This is a genomic window from Micrococcus sp. SL257 (assembly GCF_026625585.1).
Taxonomy (GTDB): Bacteria; Actinomycetota; Actinomycetes; order Actinomycetales; family Micrococcaceae; genus Micrococcus; species Micrococcus luteus.
This window is the reverse complement of sequence record NZ_CP113053.1, coordinates 1,806,151-1,823,472: the sequence shown is the minus strand read 5'-3', so window position 1 is coordinate 1,823,472 and position 17,322 is coordinate 1,806,151. Positions and strand designations below refer to the sequence as shown.

General features: G+C 72.9%; 13 protein-coding genes, 1 tRNA gene and 1 pseudogene. 8 read left to right on the top strand and 7 right to left on the bottom strand.

The window, feature by feature from the left end:
• Positions 1 to 96: 96 nt before the first annotated feature.
• Positions 97 to 723, bottom strand: coding sequence for an oligoribonuclease (gene orn, locus OVA32_RS08405; protein WP_002857127.1), 627 nt, complete (start codon positions 721 to 723; stop codon positions 97 to 99).
• A 90-nt stretch (positions 724 to 813) separates the two neighbouring features.
• On the opposite strand from orn, the gene mptB (OVA32_RS08400) reads away from it, so the two are divergent.
• Genes mptB (OVA32_RS08400) through OVA32_RS08390 form a run of 3 tightly spaced genes read left to right on the top strand, consistent with a single transcriptional unit; the run spans position 814 to position 5,575 of the window.
• Positions 814 to 2,469, top strand: a complete 1,656-nt coding sequence (mptB, locus tag OVA32_RS08400) for a polyprenol phosphomannose-dependent alpha 1,6 mannosyltransferase MptB (protein WP_036316838.1) — start codon at positions 814 to 816, stop codon at positions 2,467 to 2,469.
• A gap of 50 nt (positions 2,470 to 2,519) precedes the next feature.
• Positions 2,520 to 4,193, top strand: a complete 1,674-nt coding sequence (gene mptB / locus OVA32_RS08395) for a polyprenol phosphomannose-dependent alpha 1,6 mannosyltransferase MptB (RefSeq protein ID WP_083325332.1) — start codon at positions 2,520 to 2,522, stop codon at positions 4,191 to 4,193.
• Positions 4,190 to 5,575 carry a glycosyltransferase family 87 protein gene (locus tag OVA32_RS08390; protein WP_095353774.1) on the top strand — a complete coding sequence of 462 codons (1,386 nt, stop codon included), beginning with the start codon at positions 4,190 to 4,192 and terminating at the stop codon, positions 5,573 to 5,575. The genes mptB (OVA32_RS08395) and OVA32_RS08390 overlap by 4 nt, the downstream gene beginning before the upstream one ends.
• A gap of 36 nt (positions 5,576 to 5,611) precedes the next feature.
• Here the strand turns inward: OVA32_RS08390 and OVA32_RS08385 are convergent, their stop codons facing one another.
• Together OVA32_RS08385 and OVA32_RS08380 are read right to left on the bottom strand one after the other, a co-directional pair.
• Complete coding sequence (locus OVA32_RS08385; protein WP_060974243.1) at positions 5,612 to 7,057, bottom strand: DUF2079 domain-containing protein; 1,446 nt, start codon at positions 7,055 to 7,057, stop codon at positions 5,612 to 5,614.
• A 115-nt stretch (positions 7,058 to 7,172) separates the two neighbouring features.
• Positions 7,173 to 7,246, bottom strand: a tRNA-Arg gene (locus OVA32_RS08380).
• A 198-nt stretch (positions 7,247 to 7,444) separates the two neighbouring features.
• On the opposite strand from OVA32_RS08380, the gene OVA32_RS08375 reads away from it, so the two are divergent.
• Positions 7,445 to 7,993, top strand: coding sequence for a single-stranded DNA-binding protein (locus OVA32_RS08375; protein WP_036316845.1), 549 nt, complete (start codon positions 7,445 to 7,447; stop codon positions 7,991 to 7,993).
• A gap of 91 nt (positions 7,994 to 8,084) precedes the next feature.
• Positions 8,085 to 9,767, top strand: coding sequence for an energy-dependent translational throttle protein EttA (gene ettA, locus OVA32_RS08370; RefSeq protein ID WP_060974242.1), 1,683 nt, complete (start codon positions 8,085 to 8,087; stop codon positions 9,765 to 9,767).
• 188 nt (positions 9,768 to 9,955) lie between these two features.
• Here ettA and OVA32_RS08365 read toward each other — a convergent pair whose 3' ends face one another.
• Entirely contained in the window at positions 9,956 to 10,975 is a 1,020-nt protein-coding gene (locus OVA32_RS08365) for an acyl-CoA thioesterase (RefSeq protein WP_267715851.1), read from the bottom strand.
• A 79-nt stretch (positions 10,976 to 11,054) separates the two neighbouring features.
• On the opposite strand from OVA32_RS08365, the gene OVA32_RS08360 reads away from it, so the two are divergent.
• The gene (locus OVA32_RS08360; RefSeq protein WP_267714030.1) at positions 11,055 to 11,765 is read left to right on the top strand and encodes a hypothetical protein; all 711 of its coding nucleotides are present in this window, start codon (positions 11,055 to 11,057) and stop codon (positions 11,763 to 11,765) included.
• Between the two features lie 37 nt (positions 11,766 to 11,802).
• On the opposite strand, the gene OVA32_RS08355 is transcribed toward OVA32_RS08360, so the two are convergent.
• The 3 genes and pseudogenes from OVA32_RS08355 to pepN all read right to left on the bottom strand — a co-directional run bounded on the left by OVA32_RS08355 (position 11,803) and on the right by pepN (position 15,624).
• Positions 11,803 to 12,276, bottom strand: coding sequence for a globin (locus OVA32_RS08355; RefSeq protein WP_158184944.1), 474 nt, complete (start codon positions 12,274 to 12,276; stop codon positions 11,803 to 11,805).
• Between the two features lie 168 nt (positions 12,277 to 12,444).
• Positions 12,445 to 12,876: pseudogene (locus OVA32_RS08350) on the bottom strand (OsmC family protein); the annotation flags it as partial.
• Positions 12,877 to 13,002: 126 nt separating this feature from the next.
• The gene (gene pepN, locus OVA32_RS08345; RefSeq protein WP_254184517.1) at positions 13,003 to 15,624 is read right to left on the bottom strand and encodes an aminopeptidase N; all 2,622 of its coding nucleotides are present in this window, start codon (positions 15,622 to 15,624) and stop codon (positions 13,003 to 13,005) included.
• A gap of 194 nt (positions 15,625 to 15,818) precedes the next feature.
• Between pepN and OVA32_RS08340 the strand changes: the two genes are divergently transcribed.
• Positions 15,819 to 16,292 carry a ribose-5-phosphate isomerase gene (locus OVA32_RS08340; protein ID WP_044659097.1) on the top strand — a complete coding sequence of 158 codons (474 nt, stop codon included), beginning with the start codon at positions 15,819 to 15,821 and terminating at the stop codon, positions 16,290 to 16,292.
• Positions 16,293 to 17,204, top strand: coding sequence for an Fpg/Nei family DNA glycosylase (locus OVA32_RS08335; RefSeq protein ID WP_041104798.1), 912 nt, complete (start codon positions 16,293 to 16,295; stop codon positions 17,202 to 17,204).
• The last annotated feature ends 118 nt before the right edge of the window (positions 17,205 to 17,322 follow it).

The window sequence follows — 17,322 nt, the reverse complement described above, 5'->3', positions numbered from 1 at the left end:
GCTTCACACGGACGGATCCGCGCGGCGCAGCGGGGTCCACAGTACACGAGATCCCGCGCAGCGCCGAATCGGGGCAGTGGGGCCGGGAGTGCCTGCTCAGGCCTGCGCCCCGGACACCACCTCCGCGATGGCGCGGGCCTCCTCCGTGGTGGGGCCGGGGGCGGGGGCCATGACGGCGGCCCGGTAGTAGCGCAGCTCGGTGATGGAGTCCTTGATGTCCCCGAGGGCGCGGTGGCCGCCGGTCTTGGCGGGGGCCTGGTAGTAGGCGCGCGGGTACCAGCGCCGGGCCAGCTCCTTCACGGTGGACACGTCCACGATCCGGTAGTGCAGGTGGTCGACGACGGCGGGCATGTAGCGGGCGAGGAACAGCTTGTCCTGGCCCACCGTGTTGCCGGCCAGCAGGCCCTTGCCGGCGGGCACGCGGGCGGCGATGTACTCGAGGACGCGCGCGGCGGCGTCGTCGAGCTCGAGGCCCTCCGCGAGCTCCGGCAGGAGGCCCGAGGTGGTGTGCATGTCCCGGACGAACGGGTCCATCTGCTCGAGGGCGGCCGCGGAGGGACGGATCACCAGGTCGATGCCCTCGTCCAGGATGTTCAGCTCGGCGTCCGTGATGAGCACCGCCACCTCGACGAGCTCGTCGACCTGGGGGTGCAGGCCGGTCATCTCGCAGTCGATCCAGACCAGGGGGGCGCTCTCCGGCGCGGGGGTGCTCGTCTCGCTCATGCCCCCAGGCTACTCGCGTGTCACGATGGTAGATTCGAGCGAGCCGCGCCCTCGCGCGCCCACGCAGGACCGCACGGAAGGACCCGTCGCATGAGCGTGTCGACCCCGCGTCCGTCCGGGTCCACGGCCCACCGGCCGGAGTACGTCGGCGTCGGCGGCCTCCGCGCGGACCCCCAGGTCGCCGGCGCGGACTGGTGGCCCATCCTGGTGGGGACCCTCGGCTCCCTCCTCCTGGTGGTGGGCTCGTACTCCGTCGGCTGGCTGGCCTCGGCCTCCCCGATCAACCGCTGGCAGTGGCTGATCCCGTGGCGCACCCAGGAGACCGGCGTGCTGGCCGGCACGGTGCTCCTCACCCTCGGCTGCTGGGTGATGTTCTGGGCCTGGCTGCGGCTGGGCCAGACGATCCGCCCCTTCGGCCGCGGCGCTTTGCGCACGGTCAACCTCGCCACCGTCCTGTGGTGCCTGCCCCAGGTCGTGGCACTGCCGATCTTCAGCCGGGACATCTTCGCCTACGTGGGGCAGGGCCGTCTCATGGTGGCGGGGCAGGACCCCTACGTGGACACGATCTCCTCGCTGTCCAACTGGTTCCAGCTCGGAGCGGACGCGACCTGGGCGGACTCCGAGACCCCGTACGGTCCGATCTTCCTGTGGATCGAGCAGGCCGTCGTCGCGATCTCGGGGGACATGAACCCGGACCTGGCGATCTTCCTGTTCCGCCTGGTGGCGGTGGCCGGCGTCGCGCTGATCATGGTCTTCGTGCCGCTGCTCGCCCGCCGGCTGGGCGTCAACGGTGCGTGGGCGCAGTGGATCAGCGCCGCCAACCCGCTCTTCACCATCAGCTTCGTCGCGTCCGGGCACAACGACGCCCTCATGGTCGGCCTCGCCCTGGCCGGCACGTGGTGCGCGCTGCGCGCCGGACATCCGCTCCGCCCCCAGCGACCCGGGCAGTCCGTCGCGTGGGGGGTGGCCGGCGTCGTGCTGGTCACCCTGTCCCTGGGCATCAAGCCCATCACCCTCGTGCTGCTCCCGTTCATCGGCCTGCTGTGGGCCGGCCCGACGGCCCGATGGCCGCGCCGGTTCGCCTTCTGGGCCCTCACCGCCGGGATCTCCTTCGGCCTCATGGCCCTGGTGGGCGTGCTCAACGGCTTCGGCTTCGGCTGGGTGGCCGTGATGGTCGGCACGGGCACGGGCACCGTGCCGTGGGGGCCGATCGGCATGCTGTCCCTCATCACGGTGGGGGCGAGCGAGCTCCTCGGGCAGGGGGCGGACGTGCAGGCCGTCGAGGGGGTGTACAAGACCGCCGGACGCGTGCTCTCGGTGCTCATCGTGCTGGCCCTGATGTTCCTCGGCCGCCAGGACCGCGTGATGACGCGCATGACCTGGGCGTTCACCGCGCTGGTGATCCTCTCGCCCATCATCCAGCCCTGGTACCTGTTGTGGCTGCTCCCGTTCTTCGCCGTGATCGGCATCCGGGACAACTGGCAGATCAAGTGGGTCGTGTTCACGGTCGGCTACTTCCTGGCGTTCGGCGCGTCGGACCAGCTCTTCACCTGGCAGTTCCTGGACATCGCGGACCAGGTCAAGGCCGTGTCCCTGATCGTCTCCGCCGTGTGTCTGCTGTGGATCCTCGTCGTGGACCGCCGCACCAGCCGGTTCGTGAAGGACCACTGGCACGTGCGCCCCGCCGTGCGCGCCGGCCTGGCCCGGCTCCGTGGCGCCCCTCGACCCGTGGAGCCGGGGGAGTGAGGCCCGCCGCCCCCGCGACGACCGGCGCCCGAGGGCCCCGTCCGAGCCGCGTGGCGGCGCAGCCCGAGCCGGAGGCGGCCGTCCGCCGGGGCACGTGGGCGTCCGTGCTCATCACGGTGGGCTCCTGGGGCGTGGGGTGGCTGCCGATGACGCCCGACTCGGTGTTCTCCGGCACCACCCTGCTCAACCCGCTGCGGGTCTACCTTCCCGGCGTGCTGCTCAGCACCGTGCTGCTGGCCGCCGGCTCGCTGCTCCTCGTCCGATCCTGGCTCGAGCTGGGCCGCGCGCTGCGGGGCCGCTGGGAGGAGCACGGCCGGCTGGTGGCCCACGCCGCCTGGTGGTGGTCCGCCCCGCTGATGCTCGCGCTGCCGATCTTCTCCCGCGATGTGTTCTCCTACCTCCAGCAGGGCCGGCTCCTCGCGTCGGGTCTCGACCCGTACTCCCAGGGCGTGTCCGCCCTGCCCGGCTGGTTCATGCAGGGGGCGGACTCCATCTGGGCCGAGTCCCCGTCCCCCTACGGGCCGCTGTTCCTGCTGTTCGCCGAGACGACGTGGCGGGCCACGGGCGGCAGCATCGAACTGTCCGTCACGGCGTTCCGCCTCCTCGCCCTGGCGGGCCTGGCACTGTGCCTGTGGGCGGTGCCGCGGCTGGCCGCCGTCGCGGGCCGGTGCGGGCCGTGGGCCACGTGGGTGGCCGTGGCGAACCCGTTGTTCCTGCTCTACATGATCGCCGGCGCGCACAATGACGCGCTGATGTCGGGGCTGATGCTCGCGGGCATCCTGCTCATGGTCCGCCCGCCCCGCCGCCGCGTGCATGCGCTGTGGGGGATCGTGCTGATCGCCCTGTCCGTCGCGATCAAGCCCCTGACAGCTTTGGTGCTGCCCTTCGTGGCCCTGCTCCTGCCCACCGGCTGGGCCCGGTTCCGCGCGGCCGATCCGCGCCTGCGCCGGCGGGACCGGCTCGGCCCGTGGTTCACGACGGCGGTGATCTCCCTGGCCGTCCTCACGATCCTCGGCGCCGGCTCCGGCCTCTGGTTCGGCTGGGTGCCGGCCATGCTCACGAGCGGGGACGCGGCGTTCCCGTACGCTCCCGTGGGCCTGCTCGGCCTGCTGCTCGGCGCGGTCGTCGAAGCCGTGACGCCCCTGGGGGCGCGCGACGTGGCCGCGGCCTTCTACACCGTGATGACGGTGGCGGCCCTCGGCTTCACGGCGTGGCTGGCCCTGCGCCGCCGCCCCCTGGACCCGGTGTTCAGCGCGGCGGCCGTGCTCGTGGTGGCCGTCGCCACCGCCCCGATCATCCAGCCGTGGTACCTGCTCTGGGTCCTGCCGCTGCTGGCGTGCGCCCTCCGCCCGCTGCCGTGGGGCGCCGACCATCCCCGCTGGCTCGGGTGGGTCACCGCGCTCGCGGTGCTGCTGCTCACCGGCGTCGGCGTGGTGGACCAGCTCTCGGTGGCACAGTGGCTGCCGGTCCTGGCCGTCCGCGTGTTCACCCTCGTCCTGATGCTCGCGGGGATCGGATGGATCATCCACCGCGATCCCGTCACCGCGCCCCTGTTCCCCGGGCGGCGGCGTCCTCCCCTGGAGGTGGTCGAGCCGCGGGCCGAGGCGGCGTCGTCGACGCCTCCGGAGGCGGGCGTGCCGCCGGACGCACCGCCCGACGGGCCGCCGTCGACCGCCTCGCACTCCGCCTCCTCGTCCACCCGCATCCCCCAGGAGAGACCGTGACCTCCCACCCCCGCAGTCCCGCCCCGACCCGCCCGAGCGCCCGCTGGGTCGGCCTGCTCGTCGGCCTGACCGTGGTGGCTGCCGCCGTCGGCGTGCTGACCAAGCAGTGGTGCCGCGTGAACGGCTGGGCGGCCCCCGGCGTGCACGCGCACATGTGCTATTCGGACTTCGCCCAGCTGTTCCCCACGCGTGGCCTCTCCGACGGCCACTTCCCCTTCTACACGCCGCTGCCGCCCGAGCAGTGGATGGAGTACCCGGCGTTGCTGGCCGTGGTCGCGGGTGTGACCATGTGGTTCGTGCCCGTCTCCGGCGACCTGCACGAGCGCACCGTGACCTACTTCGACGTGAACGCGATCGGCGTGGTGCTGTGCTGGATCGTGCTGGTCGTCGCGACCGCGTACACCGCCCGCGGTCGCTCCCGGGACGCCCTCCTCGTGGCCCTGGCCCCGGGGATCATCCTCACCTCGATGCTCAACTGGGACCTGTGGGCCGTGATGCTGGCCGCCCTGGCCCTGTGGGCGTGGACGGCGGGCCGTCCGACCCTCGCCGGCATGCTCATCGGACTCGGCACCGCCACGAAGCTGTACCCACTGTTCTTCTTCGGCGCGATCTTCGTGCTGGCGCTGCGCACGGGCCGCTGGGCCGGGTTCGTGAAGGCGGCCGTGGCCGGGGCGGCGGCCTGGCTCGCCGTGAACCTCCCGTTCATGCTGACGGCGTTCGACCAGTGGTCCCGCTTCTACACGTTCTCGGGGGACCGCGCGGTCTCCTTCTCCTCGACCTGGCTGGCGCTGGCCTGGACAGGATGGTCCGGGGAGACGTTCACGACGCTCCAGAACGGCCTGTTCCTGGTGTGCTGCGCGGGGATCGCCTACCTCGCCCTCGCGGCGCGGCACCGTCCGCGCATGGCCCAGCTGTGCTTCCTGATCGTGGCGTCCTTCATCCTGTGGGGGAAGGTGTACTCGCCGCAGTTCGTGATGTGGCTGATCCCGCTCGTGGTCCTCGCGACGCCGCGGTGGCGCGCGTTCTGGATCTGGCAGGCCGTGGAGGTCTACCACTGGGGCGGGGTGTGGATGGAGTCGGCCCGCATCACCTCGGACGGGGCGTTCGCCGGCGGCGCCTGGTGGATCACCGCCTGGTACGCCTCGGGGATCGTGGCGCACATCGTCGCCCTCGTGTGGCTCATGACCACGGTGGTCAAGGACGTCCTGGACCCCGCCCGTGACCCGGTGCGCCGCACCGCCCTCGACCAGGGCGCCCCCGAGATCGCCCCGGGGGTGGCGGAGGACCCACACGCCGGCGTCTTCACCGGTGCACCTGACCGACTGCTCCTGCCCCCGGCCGGACGCGGCCTGCAGCCGCTCGGCGGGTCCGCGGACCGCTGACGGCGGGGCGGGTCCGCCGACGCCGTGGGGCGCGGCTCAGCGGTGTTCGAGGTACGTCGTGCAGGTGGGCGAGACCGCGCGGTCCGGGTGGTGCAGGACGACGACGTCGCCCGCGGACCAGACCCGCTCGAAGCCGAGCCGCTCGGCGCGGGCCAGTGCCTGCTCCGGGGTGAGGGGGTCCCAGCCGCCGAGCTCGGGCACCGAGGTGTCCACGATCATCCACGTGGCCAGTTCGTCTCCGATGTCCCCGTGCAGCCCGACGTGGGTGCGGGCCGTCAGGTGCGGCACGGCGTTGTCGGCGGCCTCGACGCACACCCCGTCCGGGATCAGCGCGACCGCGTGGTCGAGGTCGCGGGCGTGCTGCGTCATCGTCATGTCGCCGACGATCGTGCGGTGCAGCGGGTACACCTGCGGGAAGAACGCGGTGCCGATCAGACCGGCGGCCAGCGCCGTGGAGACGAGGACGGCGGGCAGCCGGCGCAGCGTGTCCCGGCGTCCGGCCAGCCGGTGGGCCGCCTCGAGCGCGGCCATGAGCAGCAGCGGGGCGAGGATCGCGTCGTACTGGTACACGGGGGCCCACACGTTGAGGCGGTCGTTGAACAGCCGCGAGAGCAGGATCGGCAGGGCCATCAGCGTGAGCGGGCTCAGGACCGGCAGGAACAGCAGCGGGACGAAGTGCAGGAGCCAGAGGGCCACCTTCAGCGGGTGGTCGAACAGCACCGCGACGGCGTTCCACGGTTGGGTCAGCAGGAACAGGACCGAACTGCGCATGTCCGGGCCCAGGGCGGTGAACTGCCAGTAGCCGAACGCCCCGGTGGGGGAGTAGTGGGGGATCACCACGGACGTGGCGAACCAGTAGCCGAGCACACCCAGCACGGCGGTGACCGCGGCCTGCGGCCAGAAGCGCCGGATCGCCATCACCAGGGCCACGGCCAGCAGGGTCACGCCCATGTCCTCTCGGACCGTGAGCAGCAGCGCCGCCAGGCCGGTGGCGAGCCACGCCCGCTGCCCGTCCAGGGCCCACACGAGCCAGGCGAGGATCGGCACGCCGAGGGTGACCTCGTGGAAGTCCCAGTTCACCATCGCCTGGAAGGGCCAGGAGAGCAGCAGGGCGGCGACGGCGGCCAGGGCCACCCCGTGTCCCGTGCGACGACGGGCGAACAGGTACACCGGCACGGCGGACGCGGCGAGGGCCAGCGCCATGACCACGCCGAGCATGCGGGGGTCCGGCCACACCCAGTAGAAGGGGGCCAGCAGCGCGAGGATCGGGTGGAAGTGATCGCCGAGGATGTGGAAGTCCACGCCCTTGACGGAGCTGAGGGGGGCGTTGAACAGCGCGTACTGCCGCACCACCTGGTCGAAGATGCCCAGGTCGTAGCCCTTGGCCTCGTAGGTGGCGTACCGCAGGAAGGAGTGCGTCACGTACAGGGCCGCGGCCGCGACGAGCAGGGCGGCCAGCTGGACGCCCTCGCGACGGGTCACACGGACCTCGGGGACGGCGGGTCGCGGGGCGCGGAGCCAGGAGCGCAGACGGTCCAGGACGGTCTCCTTCGGGCGGTCGTCGGGCGTGCTCGGACGGCTCCGCCCCTGGTCTGGGTGCCCCAGGAGGGATTCGAACCCCCGACCGGCGGATTAGAAGGCCGCTGCTCTGTCCAGCTGAGCTACTGGGGCTGGGCCGTGTCAGTCTAACGGCCGCCGGCCGCGGCGCCGTCGGCTCCTGCACAGTCGCCCGGGGACCTCCGCGCGTCCCCAGACCGGCCCCGATCCTGCCGGGGTGCCCCGCGGTGGGGTTGTCTGGCCATGGCGGATCAGCCGATGCGCCGACGACCCGCCCCGGCGCCCACCGGGGCCCAGCCCAGGAGGCACACCATGCAGGACCTCATCACCGTGCGCGGCTTCGTGGCCACGGACCCCGCCACCCGCCACACCGCATCGGGGGCCGCCGTGACCGGCTTCCGCCTGGCCACCACCGAGCGGCGCTTCGACCGCGAGACCGCCGAGTGGGTGGACGCCCACACCAACTGGTACAGCATCTCGGCGTTCGGCCAGCTCGGCTCGAACACCGCCCAGTCCGTGAAGAAGGGCAACCCCGTGATCGTCACCGGTCGACTCCGGGTCCGCGACTGGTCCTCGGGCGATCGCTCCGGCACGTCCGTGGACGTGGTGGCGGACGCCGTCGGGCTGGACCTGGGCTTCGGCTCGGCGGCGTTCCAGCGCAGCCAGCGCGCGGCCGTGCCGCGCCCCGAGTCGGCCCCGCGCGACGACGCGTCGGGCGGACGGGCCGGCGCGGTCGGCGACGGGTTCAGCGCGGGCCTGCCGGACGGGTTCCAGGGTGGCGACGCCCCGGCCTCGCCCGGCCCGGACGAGTCGGACGCGGGCGCCCCCGAGCGCGAGCCGGCGGCGGCCGGCGTCGCCTGACCACGGGGCGGCACGGAGGGGGAGCGGGCTCGGTGGTCGCGGGATCGGCACGATGAGTGGAATCCCGCGGCCACCGACTAGCCTGGGCCGCATGGCGGAATTCATCTACACGATGGTCAAGGCCCGCAAGAAGGTGGGCGACAAACTGATCCTGGACGACGTCACCATGTCGTTCTACCCCGGGGCGAAGATCGGCATGGTCGGCCCCAACGGCGCCGGCAAGTCGACGATCCTGAAGATCATGGCCGGGCTGGACGAGCCCTCGAACGGCGAGGCGCGGCTCTCTCCCGGCTACTCGGTGGGCATCCTGATGCAGGAGCCCAAGCTGGACGAGTCCAAGACCGTGCTCGAGAACGTCCAGGAGGGCGTCGGCGAGATCTACGGCAAGATCCAGCGCTACAACCAGATCTCCGAGGAGATGGCGAACCCGGACGCGGACTTCGACGCCCTCATGGAGGAGATGGGCGAACTGCAGTCCGCCATCGACGCCGCGGACGCGTGGGACATCGACTCCCAGCTCGAGCAGGCGATGGACGCCCTGCGCACGCCCCCGGGGGACGAGCCGGTCACAAACCTCTCCGGTGGCGAGAAGCGCCGCGTCGCGCTGTGCAAGCTGCTGTTGGAGAAGCCGGACCTCCTCCTGCTCGACGAGCCCACCAACCACCTGGACGCCGAGTCCGTGCTGTGGCTCGAGCAGCACCTGGCCTCCTACCCGGGCGCCGTCATCGCCGTCACCCACGACCGGTACTTCCTCGACCACGTCGCGGAGTGGATCGCGGAGGTCGACCGCGGCCGCCTCTACCCGTACGAGGGCAACTACTCCACCTACCTGGAGACCAAGCGCGCCCGCCTCGAGGTGCAGGGCAAGAAGGACGCCAAGCTCGCCAAGCGCCTGGCCGATGAGCTCGACTGGGTCCGCTCCAACACGAAGGGCCGCCAGGCGAAGTCCAAGGCCCGCCTGGCCCGCTACGAGGAGATGGCGGCCGAGGCCGAGAAGACCCGCAAGCTGGACTTCGAGGAGATCCAGATCCCGCCGGGCCCGCGCCTGGGCACCGTCGTGATCGAGGCCAAGGACCTGAAGAAGGGCTTCGGGGACCGCGTCCTCATCGACGGCCTGTCCTTCTCCCTGCCCCGCAACGGCATCGTCGGCGTGATCGGCCCGAACGGCGTCGGCAAGACCACCCTGTTCAAGACCATCGTCGGTCTCGAGCCCCTGGACGGCGGCGAGCTGAAGATCGGCGAGACCGTGAAGATCTCGTACGTGGACCAGTCCCGCTCCAACATCGACCCCGAGAAGTCGCTGTGGGAGGTCGTCTCGGACGGCCTGGACTACATCAAGGTCGGCAACGTCGAGATGCCCTCGCGCGCCTACGTGTCCGCGTTCGGCTTCAAGGGCCCGGACCAGCAGAAGAAGGCCGGCGTGCTCTCCGGCGGTGAGCGCAACCGCCTGAACCTGGCCCTGACCCTCAAGGAGGGCGGCAACCTGCTGCTCCTCGATGAGCCCACCAACGACCTCGACGTGGAGACCCTGACCTCCCTCGAGAACGCGCTGCTCGAGTTCCCGGGCTGCGCGGTGGTCGTCTCCCACGACCGCTGGTTCCTGGACCGCGTCGCCACCCACATGCTGGCCTACGAGGGCACCGCGGAGGACCCGGCCAACTGGTACTGGTACGAGGGCAACTTCGAGTCCTACGAGGCCAACAAGGTCGATCGGCTCGGCCCCGAGGCCGCCCGCCCGCACCGCATGACGCACCGCAAGCTCACGCGCGACTGAGCCGACGCGCCCCCGGGCGCCGCGCCGACGACGGCCCGCCGCGATCACGTGATCGCGACGGGCCGTCGTCGTGCCGGGGCCGGGTCCACGTCGACCGCCACGAACGGTGCGCCCGCGGCGCGGACGGCGAGCCGCCTCACCCGTGGCAGGGCCCGATGGGCAGCCTCACCCCCTGCGGAACCGCCGGGTCAGCGCCGCCAGCTGCGGCGCAGCACCGTCCGCAGGGCCATGCGCTGGGCCGCGCCACGAACCCGCGCCCGCCGGGCGGCGGCCCCCTCGGGCAGGCGGATCATGCCCTCCTGGGCGACCGTAGCCACGAGCGTCCCGTCCTCGGTGAATACGGCGCCCGTGCCGAGGCCGCGCGCGCCCTGGGCGCTGGGGGAGTCCTGGACGTAGAGCAGCCACTGGTCGACGCGGGCGGGCCGGTGGAACCACATCGCGTGGTCGAGGGAGGCCACGGACATGCCGGGCTGGATCCAGGCGATGCCGTGCTGCCGGAGGATCGGCTCGAGGAGCGTGTAGTCCGAGGCGTAGGTGAGCGCCGCCAGGTGCAGCGCGGGGTCGTCCGCCAGGGGCGTGAAGGTCTTCATCCACACCATGTTGCAGTTCTCGGTCTCGGCGGCCGGCTCCACATAGATGGCCGGGGTGACGTGGCGGATGTCGAACGGCCGGGACCAGGCCCACTCCTGGGCCACGGGGTGGTTGATGCCGCCCAGCACGTCCGCCGTCGTGGGCAGGTCCTCAGGCCGGGGCACTCCGTCCGGCATGGCCACCTGGTGGTCCAGCGCGCTGCCGGCGGGCTCCTGGAAGGAGCAGGTCAGGGCGAGGATGGCCTTCTCGTTCTGGGAGGCCAGCACCCGGCGGACGGAGAAGGAGCGGCCGTCCCGCAGCGTCTCGACGGTGAACGTGATGGGCTGCAGCGCGTCCCCGGGGCGGATGAAGTAGCCGTGGAGCGAGTGGGCGGAACGGGCGGCCGGCACCGTGCGGGAGGCGGCCGCCAGCGCCTGGGCGAGCACCTGGCCGCCGAACACCCGGCCGTGCGTCTGCCGGGGGGTCGTGCCCGTGAAGCGGACCTGACCCGTCACCGCGTCCGGCGCGGCCGGCGTCAGCTCCAGGATCCCCCGCAGCGTTTCGGTGGGGTCCTTCGGGGCCGAGGCCGGGCGGACCGGTGCGTGACCGGGGCGGGGACGGGGATGGCGCTGCGGCACGAACGGCTCTCCTTCGACATGGATGGACCCCACGACGGCGGGGCGGCCCGGGACGCGACGGACCTGGGACAATGCTTGCATGACCGAGCACCCCGCCGCCGCCCCCGTCCTCCGCTTCGTCGACGACCGCGCTGTGCGGGACCTCGAGCAGCTGGCCAGCCGCGCCCGGCGCGTCGCCGACACGGGCATGCGTTTGCACGTCGTGCCTGAGGCGGGGCGCTCCCGCACCCCGATGCTCGCCCAGTGGGTGTCCGTGCTGCAGCCGGCAGGGCTGGGAGACGGGGTGCCCGTCGTCCTGGGTCTGCGCACCGTGCCCCTGGCGACCGCCGACGGCGTGGCGGACCTGGACGCCGTCGTCGCCCTGGGCTCCGTCACCGAGCGCACCGCCCGGATGCGTGGTCAGGACCCCGTCGACCTGGCGTTCGCCGTGCCGCCGGGCCGCGAGCACGTCACCTGGACCGCGCTGACCCCGCCCCGCGGCGGCTGGACGCCCGTGGCCGAGGTCGCCGACGAGGAGCTGGCCGAAGTGGCCACGCGCGGCGCCGACGCCGTGCGGGACGCCCTGCCCGAGAACCCGGGGGAGGCGCTGGTCCGCAAGATCCGGGCGCAGATGTGGGGACCCCTGCTCGGGGGCGACGCTCTGCAGTTCCCGGCCGGCATGGCCTTCGGCGCGCACGCGCTGGGCTTCCTGCGGCCCGGCGGCCGCGCCCGGCTCAGCACGGCGGGGCCGTGGACGCGCCTGGACACCCCCGGCGGCTTCGTACTGGGCCGCCCCGCCATGGCGGTGTGAGCCCGCGCCCCATGTCGGGGCGCGGACCGCGGGCCGGTCAGGCCGAGTTCTGCAGGGAGTGGGCGGCCCGCTCCAGGTAGTCCCAGAGTTCGGCCTCGTGCAGCGGTGACAGCTCCAGCGTGTCCACGGCGGCGCGCATGTGGCGCAGCCACGCGTCGCGCGCGGCCGGGTCGATCCGATACGAGGCGTGGCGCATGCGCAGGCGGGGGTGGCCGCGCTCCTCGGAGTACGTCCGCGGTCCGCCCCAGTACTGCTCCAGGAACATCAGCAGCCGGCGCTGGGCGCCCTCGAAGTCGTCCTGCGGATACATCGGGGCGAGGATCTCGTCTTCGCGCACGCGGGCGTAGAACTCGGCGGTCAGCCGGTCGAAGGTCGGGCGGCCGCCGACGGCGTCGTAGAAGCTGGTGGCCTGACCGGGCGCGGCCGGGGTCCCCGGGGTCGCACCGGCGGGGCCCGCCGCGGCGTCGCGGGCGCGCACCTGCTCCACCGGGGCGGGCGTGCCCTCCTGCATCACCGGCTCGACCTCGGTGGGCCGCTCCGCCAGGCCCGTCACACGGGACGGGCCCTTGGCGACGCGCGGCCGCAGCACCGCCAGGGGGGCGCCCAGGCGCGCGGAGTGGTCCGGCAGCGTCGGCGTGCCGGTGGGCAGGGCCTCGGGGCGGACCGGCTCGACGGCGACCGGGGCCGAGAGCGAGTTCGCGATGAAGCACAGCCGGTGCGCCTCGGCGTGGAGGGCCTCGGCCCGCTCCCGGTCGGCCTCGTCCTGCAGCGTGACCTCGGGCCGCAGCGTGATCGCGGTGAACCGACCGGCGCCGTCGCCGTCCACCTCGAGCTCGCCCTCGACCCCGCACGTCATCCCCGTGACCACGACCCCGGAGGTCGCCGCGACATGGAGGTACGAGAGCACGTGACACTCGGCGAGCGCGCCGAGCAGGAGGGTCTCCGGGTTCCACTTCGAGTCGTCGCCGCGGAAGGGGCGGGCGGCCGAGGCCTGGATCTCGCCGACAGCGGCGTCCTGGATCACCACGGAGCGGTCGTAGTCGCGGACGCCGGAGGTGCCCGAGCCGCGGTCGCCCGTCCACTCGGTGCGCAGGGAGAAGGTGTGCTTCATGGGTTCCAGCCTAGCCAGCCCGCGCCCCGACAGCGGCCGGGGAGGTGCTGGAGGGCATCTTCCGTGGAATACCCACCAGCAGCACCGCCCCGCAAGCGCCGGCAGAGGCGTCAGCCGCCGTCCGGCTCAGGCCCCGGCGTGGACCTGATGCACGTGCGCCGTCGCGTGCTCGCGCGCGGCCAGGGCGCGGACGGTCTCGTCCCGGCCCTCGGCGAGGACGCGGGACAGCCCCGCGCGGGTGCCGGCCAGCCGCTCGGACAGGGCGGTGGCGCGGTCGGCGATCTCCCGGGTGACCTGGGCGGTCGGGTAGCCCAGCGTCGCGGCGGTCTCGGCCATCTCGTGAGAACGGGAGTCCCACATCGCCTCGACGCCCTCGAAATAGGAGTCCGCGAAGGGCGCGATCAGCGCGGCGTCGTGGACCCGCGCGAACCCGATCAGGGCCTGGCGCTGCTCCGTGTTGGACAGCTCGCCGGCCATCACCCGGTCCCAGGCCGCGCGCTTGGCCTCGGCCGTCGGCACGGCGGCCCGGGCCTGGATCGCGGCGAGCGCGCCCGTGGCGGTCGCGTCGGCGCGCTCGGCCTCGGCGATCTCGGCCTCCCCGGCACGGCCGGCCGCCACCAGCGCAGTGAGCAGCTCCCAGCGCAGGTCCGTGGTGAGGTCCAGCCCGGGCACGGTGCGGGTGCCGTCCACGAGGGCCGCCAGGCGGTCCAGCTGCGCCGTGGTGCGCGCGTGCAGGGCGAACGCCTTGACGAACTGCAGCTGGTTGTCCGAGCCGTCCTCGGCCTCCGCGACGAGGCCCCACAGACGGTCGGCCGCCGCGACCCGCACGGCCTCGGCCTGGTCCTCGGGCAGGTACAGGCCGATCGCCGTCGCGAGCTGGCGCAGCAGCGTCTGCACCACGGACGAGTCCCGCTCGTGGCCGACGTTGGCCAGGACGAGGTCGACGAACCAGGCGGCGGAGGCCTCGCCGTCGCGCACGGTGTCCCAGGCCGCCCCCCACAGCAGCGTGCGCGCCAGCGAGCCGTCCACGTCCTTCAGGCGGGTGGACGCGGCCTCCCACGAGGCGTCGTCGAGGCGCAGCTTGGCGTAGGCCAGGTCGTCGTCGTTGGGCAGGATCACGGCGGGACGACGGCGGCCGACGGCCTCGGCGACCTCGGTCACCTCACCGGCCACGTCGAGTTCGAAGCGCTCGGTGCGGGTCAGGCGGCCGGTGGCCTCGTCCACGTCGTAGAAGCCCACAGCCAGGCGGTGGGGGCGGAGCACGTCGTCGCCAGGCGCCGACGGCGAGCCGTCCGGGGCGCTCTGGCGCAGGCGCAGCGCGGTGATGGTGCCGGCCTCATCCGTCTCCACCTCCGTGCGCAGCGTGTTCACGCCCGAGGTCTCGAGCCACACGCGGGTCCACTCGGACAGGTCGCGGCCGGAAGCCGCCTCGAGCTCGGACATGAGGTCCGGCAGCTCGGTGTTGCCCCACGCGTGCTGGGCGATGTACGCGCGGACGCCGGCCATGAAGTTCTCCTGGCCCACCCAGGCCACGAGCTGGCGCAGCACGGAGGCGCCCTTGGCGTAGGTGATGCCGTCGAAGTTGACGAGCACATCGTCGAGGTCGCGGATCCGGGCCTTGATGGGGTGCGTGGACGAGAGCTGATCCTGGCGGTAGGCCCAGTTCTTCTCCATGGAAGAGAAGGTGGTCCAGGCGCTGGTGTACTGCGTGTTCTCGGCGGCGGCGAGCGTGGACATGAACTCGGCGAAGGACTCGTTGAGCCACAGGTCGTTCCACCAGCGCATGGTCACGAGATCGCCGAACCACATGTGGGCCAGCTCGTGGAGGATGGTGATGGCGCGGCGCTCGATCAGCGCCTCCGGCACGGTCCCGCGGAAGACGTACGACTCGAGGAAGGTCACACAGCCGGCGTTCTCCATGGCGCCGGCGTTGAACTCGGGCACGAACAGCTGGTCGTACTTCTCGAACGGGTAGGCGTGGCCGTACTGGGCCTCGAAGAACTCGAAGCCCTGGCGGGTGAGCTCGAAGACGTTCTCCGCGTCCAGGTGCTCCACCAGTGACGCGCGGCAGTAGACGCCGAGGGGGATCGTGCGGCCGTCGGCGCTGGTCAGCTCCGAATGCACGGAGGCGTACGGGCCGGCGACGAGCGCGGTGATGTAGGAGGAGATGCGCGGGGTGGGGGTGAACTCCCAGACCGCGGCGTCCACGCCCTGCAGGTTCTCCTCGTTCGCCACGACGCCGAGGGTGCGGCGGGAGTCCTCCGGCTGGTTGGACACCACAGCCCAGTGTGCCGGCGCGGTCACGGTGAAGCGGAACGCGGCCTTGAGGTCGGGCTGCTCGAACACCGCGAACATGCGGCGGGAATCGGGCACCTCGAACTGGGTGTAGAGGTAGACCTCCTGGTCCACGGGGTCCACGAACCGGTGCAGGCCCTCGCCGGTGTTGCTGTAGTCCCCGAGCCCGTCGACCACGAGGGTGTTCTGCGCCGCCAGCGGGCCGATCCGCAGTCGGGCGCCGTCGAAGTCCGCCACGTCCAGCGCCTCGCCGTTGAGGGTCACCGTGGGAGCCTGCTCCGCCACGAAGTCGATCCACGTGTGGGTGCCCACCGCGTCCTGCGTGGCCGCGAACGTCACGGTGGTGGCCGTGCGGAAGTGCTCCGCTCCGCGGGTGAGGTCCAGGCTCACCTCGTACGCGTCCACGGTGAGGGCGGCCGCGCGCGCGGCGGCCTCTTCGCGGGTGATGTTCATGGCGGCGGCGGTGGTCACGGTCGGACTCCTCCTGGGGTCGGGCGGATGCGGCACGGCCGGGACCTGTGATGGGGGCCACGGCACGGTGCTCCCCAGTGTGCCACCTGGCCCGGACGTCGTCGTCGGCCTCTGGATGCCCCGCCCCTCACTAGACTGGCGGGGACCCCGAGCCACCGCCCCTAAGGAGTCTGCGCATGCGCGTCCACATCGCCACCGACCACGCCGGCATGGAGCTGTCCGCCCACCTGGTGGAGCACCTCACCGCCGCTGGCTACGAGATGGTGGACCACGGACCCACCGAGTACGACGCGCAGGACGACTACCCGGGCTTCTGCATCAACGCCGCCCGCGCCGTCGTCGCCGACCGCGAGCAGGGACTGGACTCGCTCGGCATCGTGCTGGGCGGCTCCGGCAACGGCGAGCAGATCGCCGCCAACAAGGTGGCCGGCGTCCGAGCCGCCCTGGCCTGGAACCTGGACACGGCGCGGCTGGCCCGCGCGCACAACGACGCGAACGTCGTGGCCGTCGGCGGTCGACAGCACTCGCTCGAGGAGGCCACCGAGCTCATCGAGGCGTTCCTGGCCGAACCGTTCTCCCAGGACGAGCGCCACGTGCGCCGCATCGGGAAGATCGCGCACTACGAGACCACCGGAGAGGTGCTGATGTGAGTGCCTGAGGGCCACTCCGTCCACCGTCTCGCGCGCCAGTTCACCGACGTCTTCGGCGGCCGCCGGATCCGCGCCACGAGTCCGCAGGGCCGCTTCGCCGAGGGGGCCGCCCTGCTCGACGGCCAGGTCCTGAAGCGCGCCCGGGCCCACGGCAAGCACTTCTTCGCCGACGTCTCCGGCGGCCACGTGCTCCACGTCCACCTGGGCATGTACGGGGCGTGGACCTTCGGCGGGGATCAGGACTTCGCGGCCGCGTCCTCGATCGGCGCACCCCGCCGGATCGGCGAGCGGGAGGTCCACGACGACGGCGCCCCGGCCGCCGAGCCCGCTCGCGACGCCGACGGCTGGGTCCAGCCCCCGCCGCCGGCCGCCACGGTCCGGCTGCGACTGCGCGCCGAGCACGGCTGGGCCGACCTGATCGGCGCGAGCCGGTGCCGCGCGCTCACTCCGGCCGAGGCTGCCGACGTCGTCGCCGGCCTGGGCCCGGATCCGCTGAGCGACGACGATCCCGCGCCGTTCTACGACCTCGCCCGGCGGACACGGCGGCCGATCGGCGTCGTGCTGATGGACCAGGCGGCCGTCAGCGGGATCGGCAACATCTTCCGGGCCGAGGCGCTGTTCCGCGCCGGCATCGACCCGTGGCGGCCGGCCCGGGAGGTCTCCGCGTCGGACCTGGCATTCCTCTGGGCGGACAACGCCGCGCTCATGCGGGAGGGCGTGCGGCTCGGGCGGATCGTCACCACGCGGCCCGAGCACCGGCCGGGGATCCCTGCCGAATCGGCCTGGCCCGAGCACGCGAACTACGTGTACCAGCGGCAGGGCCTGGCCTGCCTCGTGTGCGGGCGCGAGACGATCGTGGTGGAGGAGATGGCGGCCCGGAAGCTCTACCGGTGCCTCACCTGTCAGAGCTGAGGGGCCTGTAGCAGGCCCGACCGGGCACAGCGGTCAAGGCACCGGCGCGGACGACGACGCACCCGAGAAAGCCATGAGCCGGGCCATCGTGTGCACACGATGACCCGGCTCATGAGGT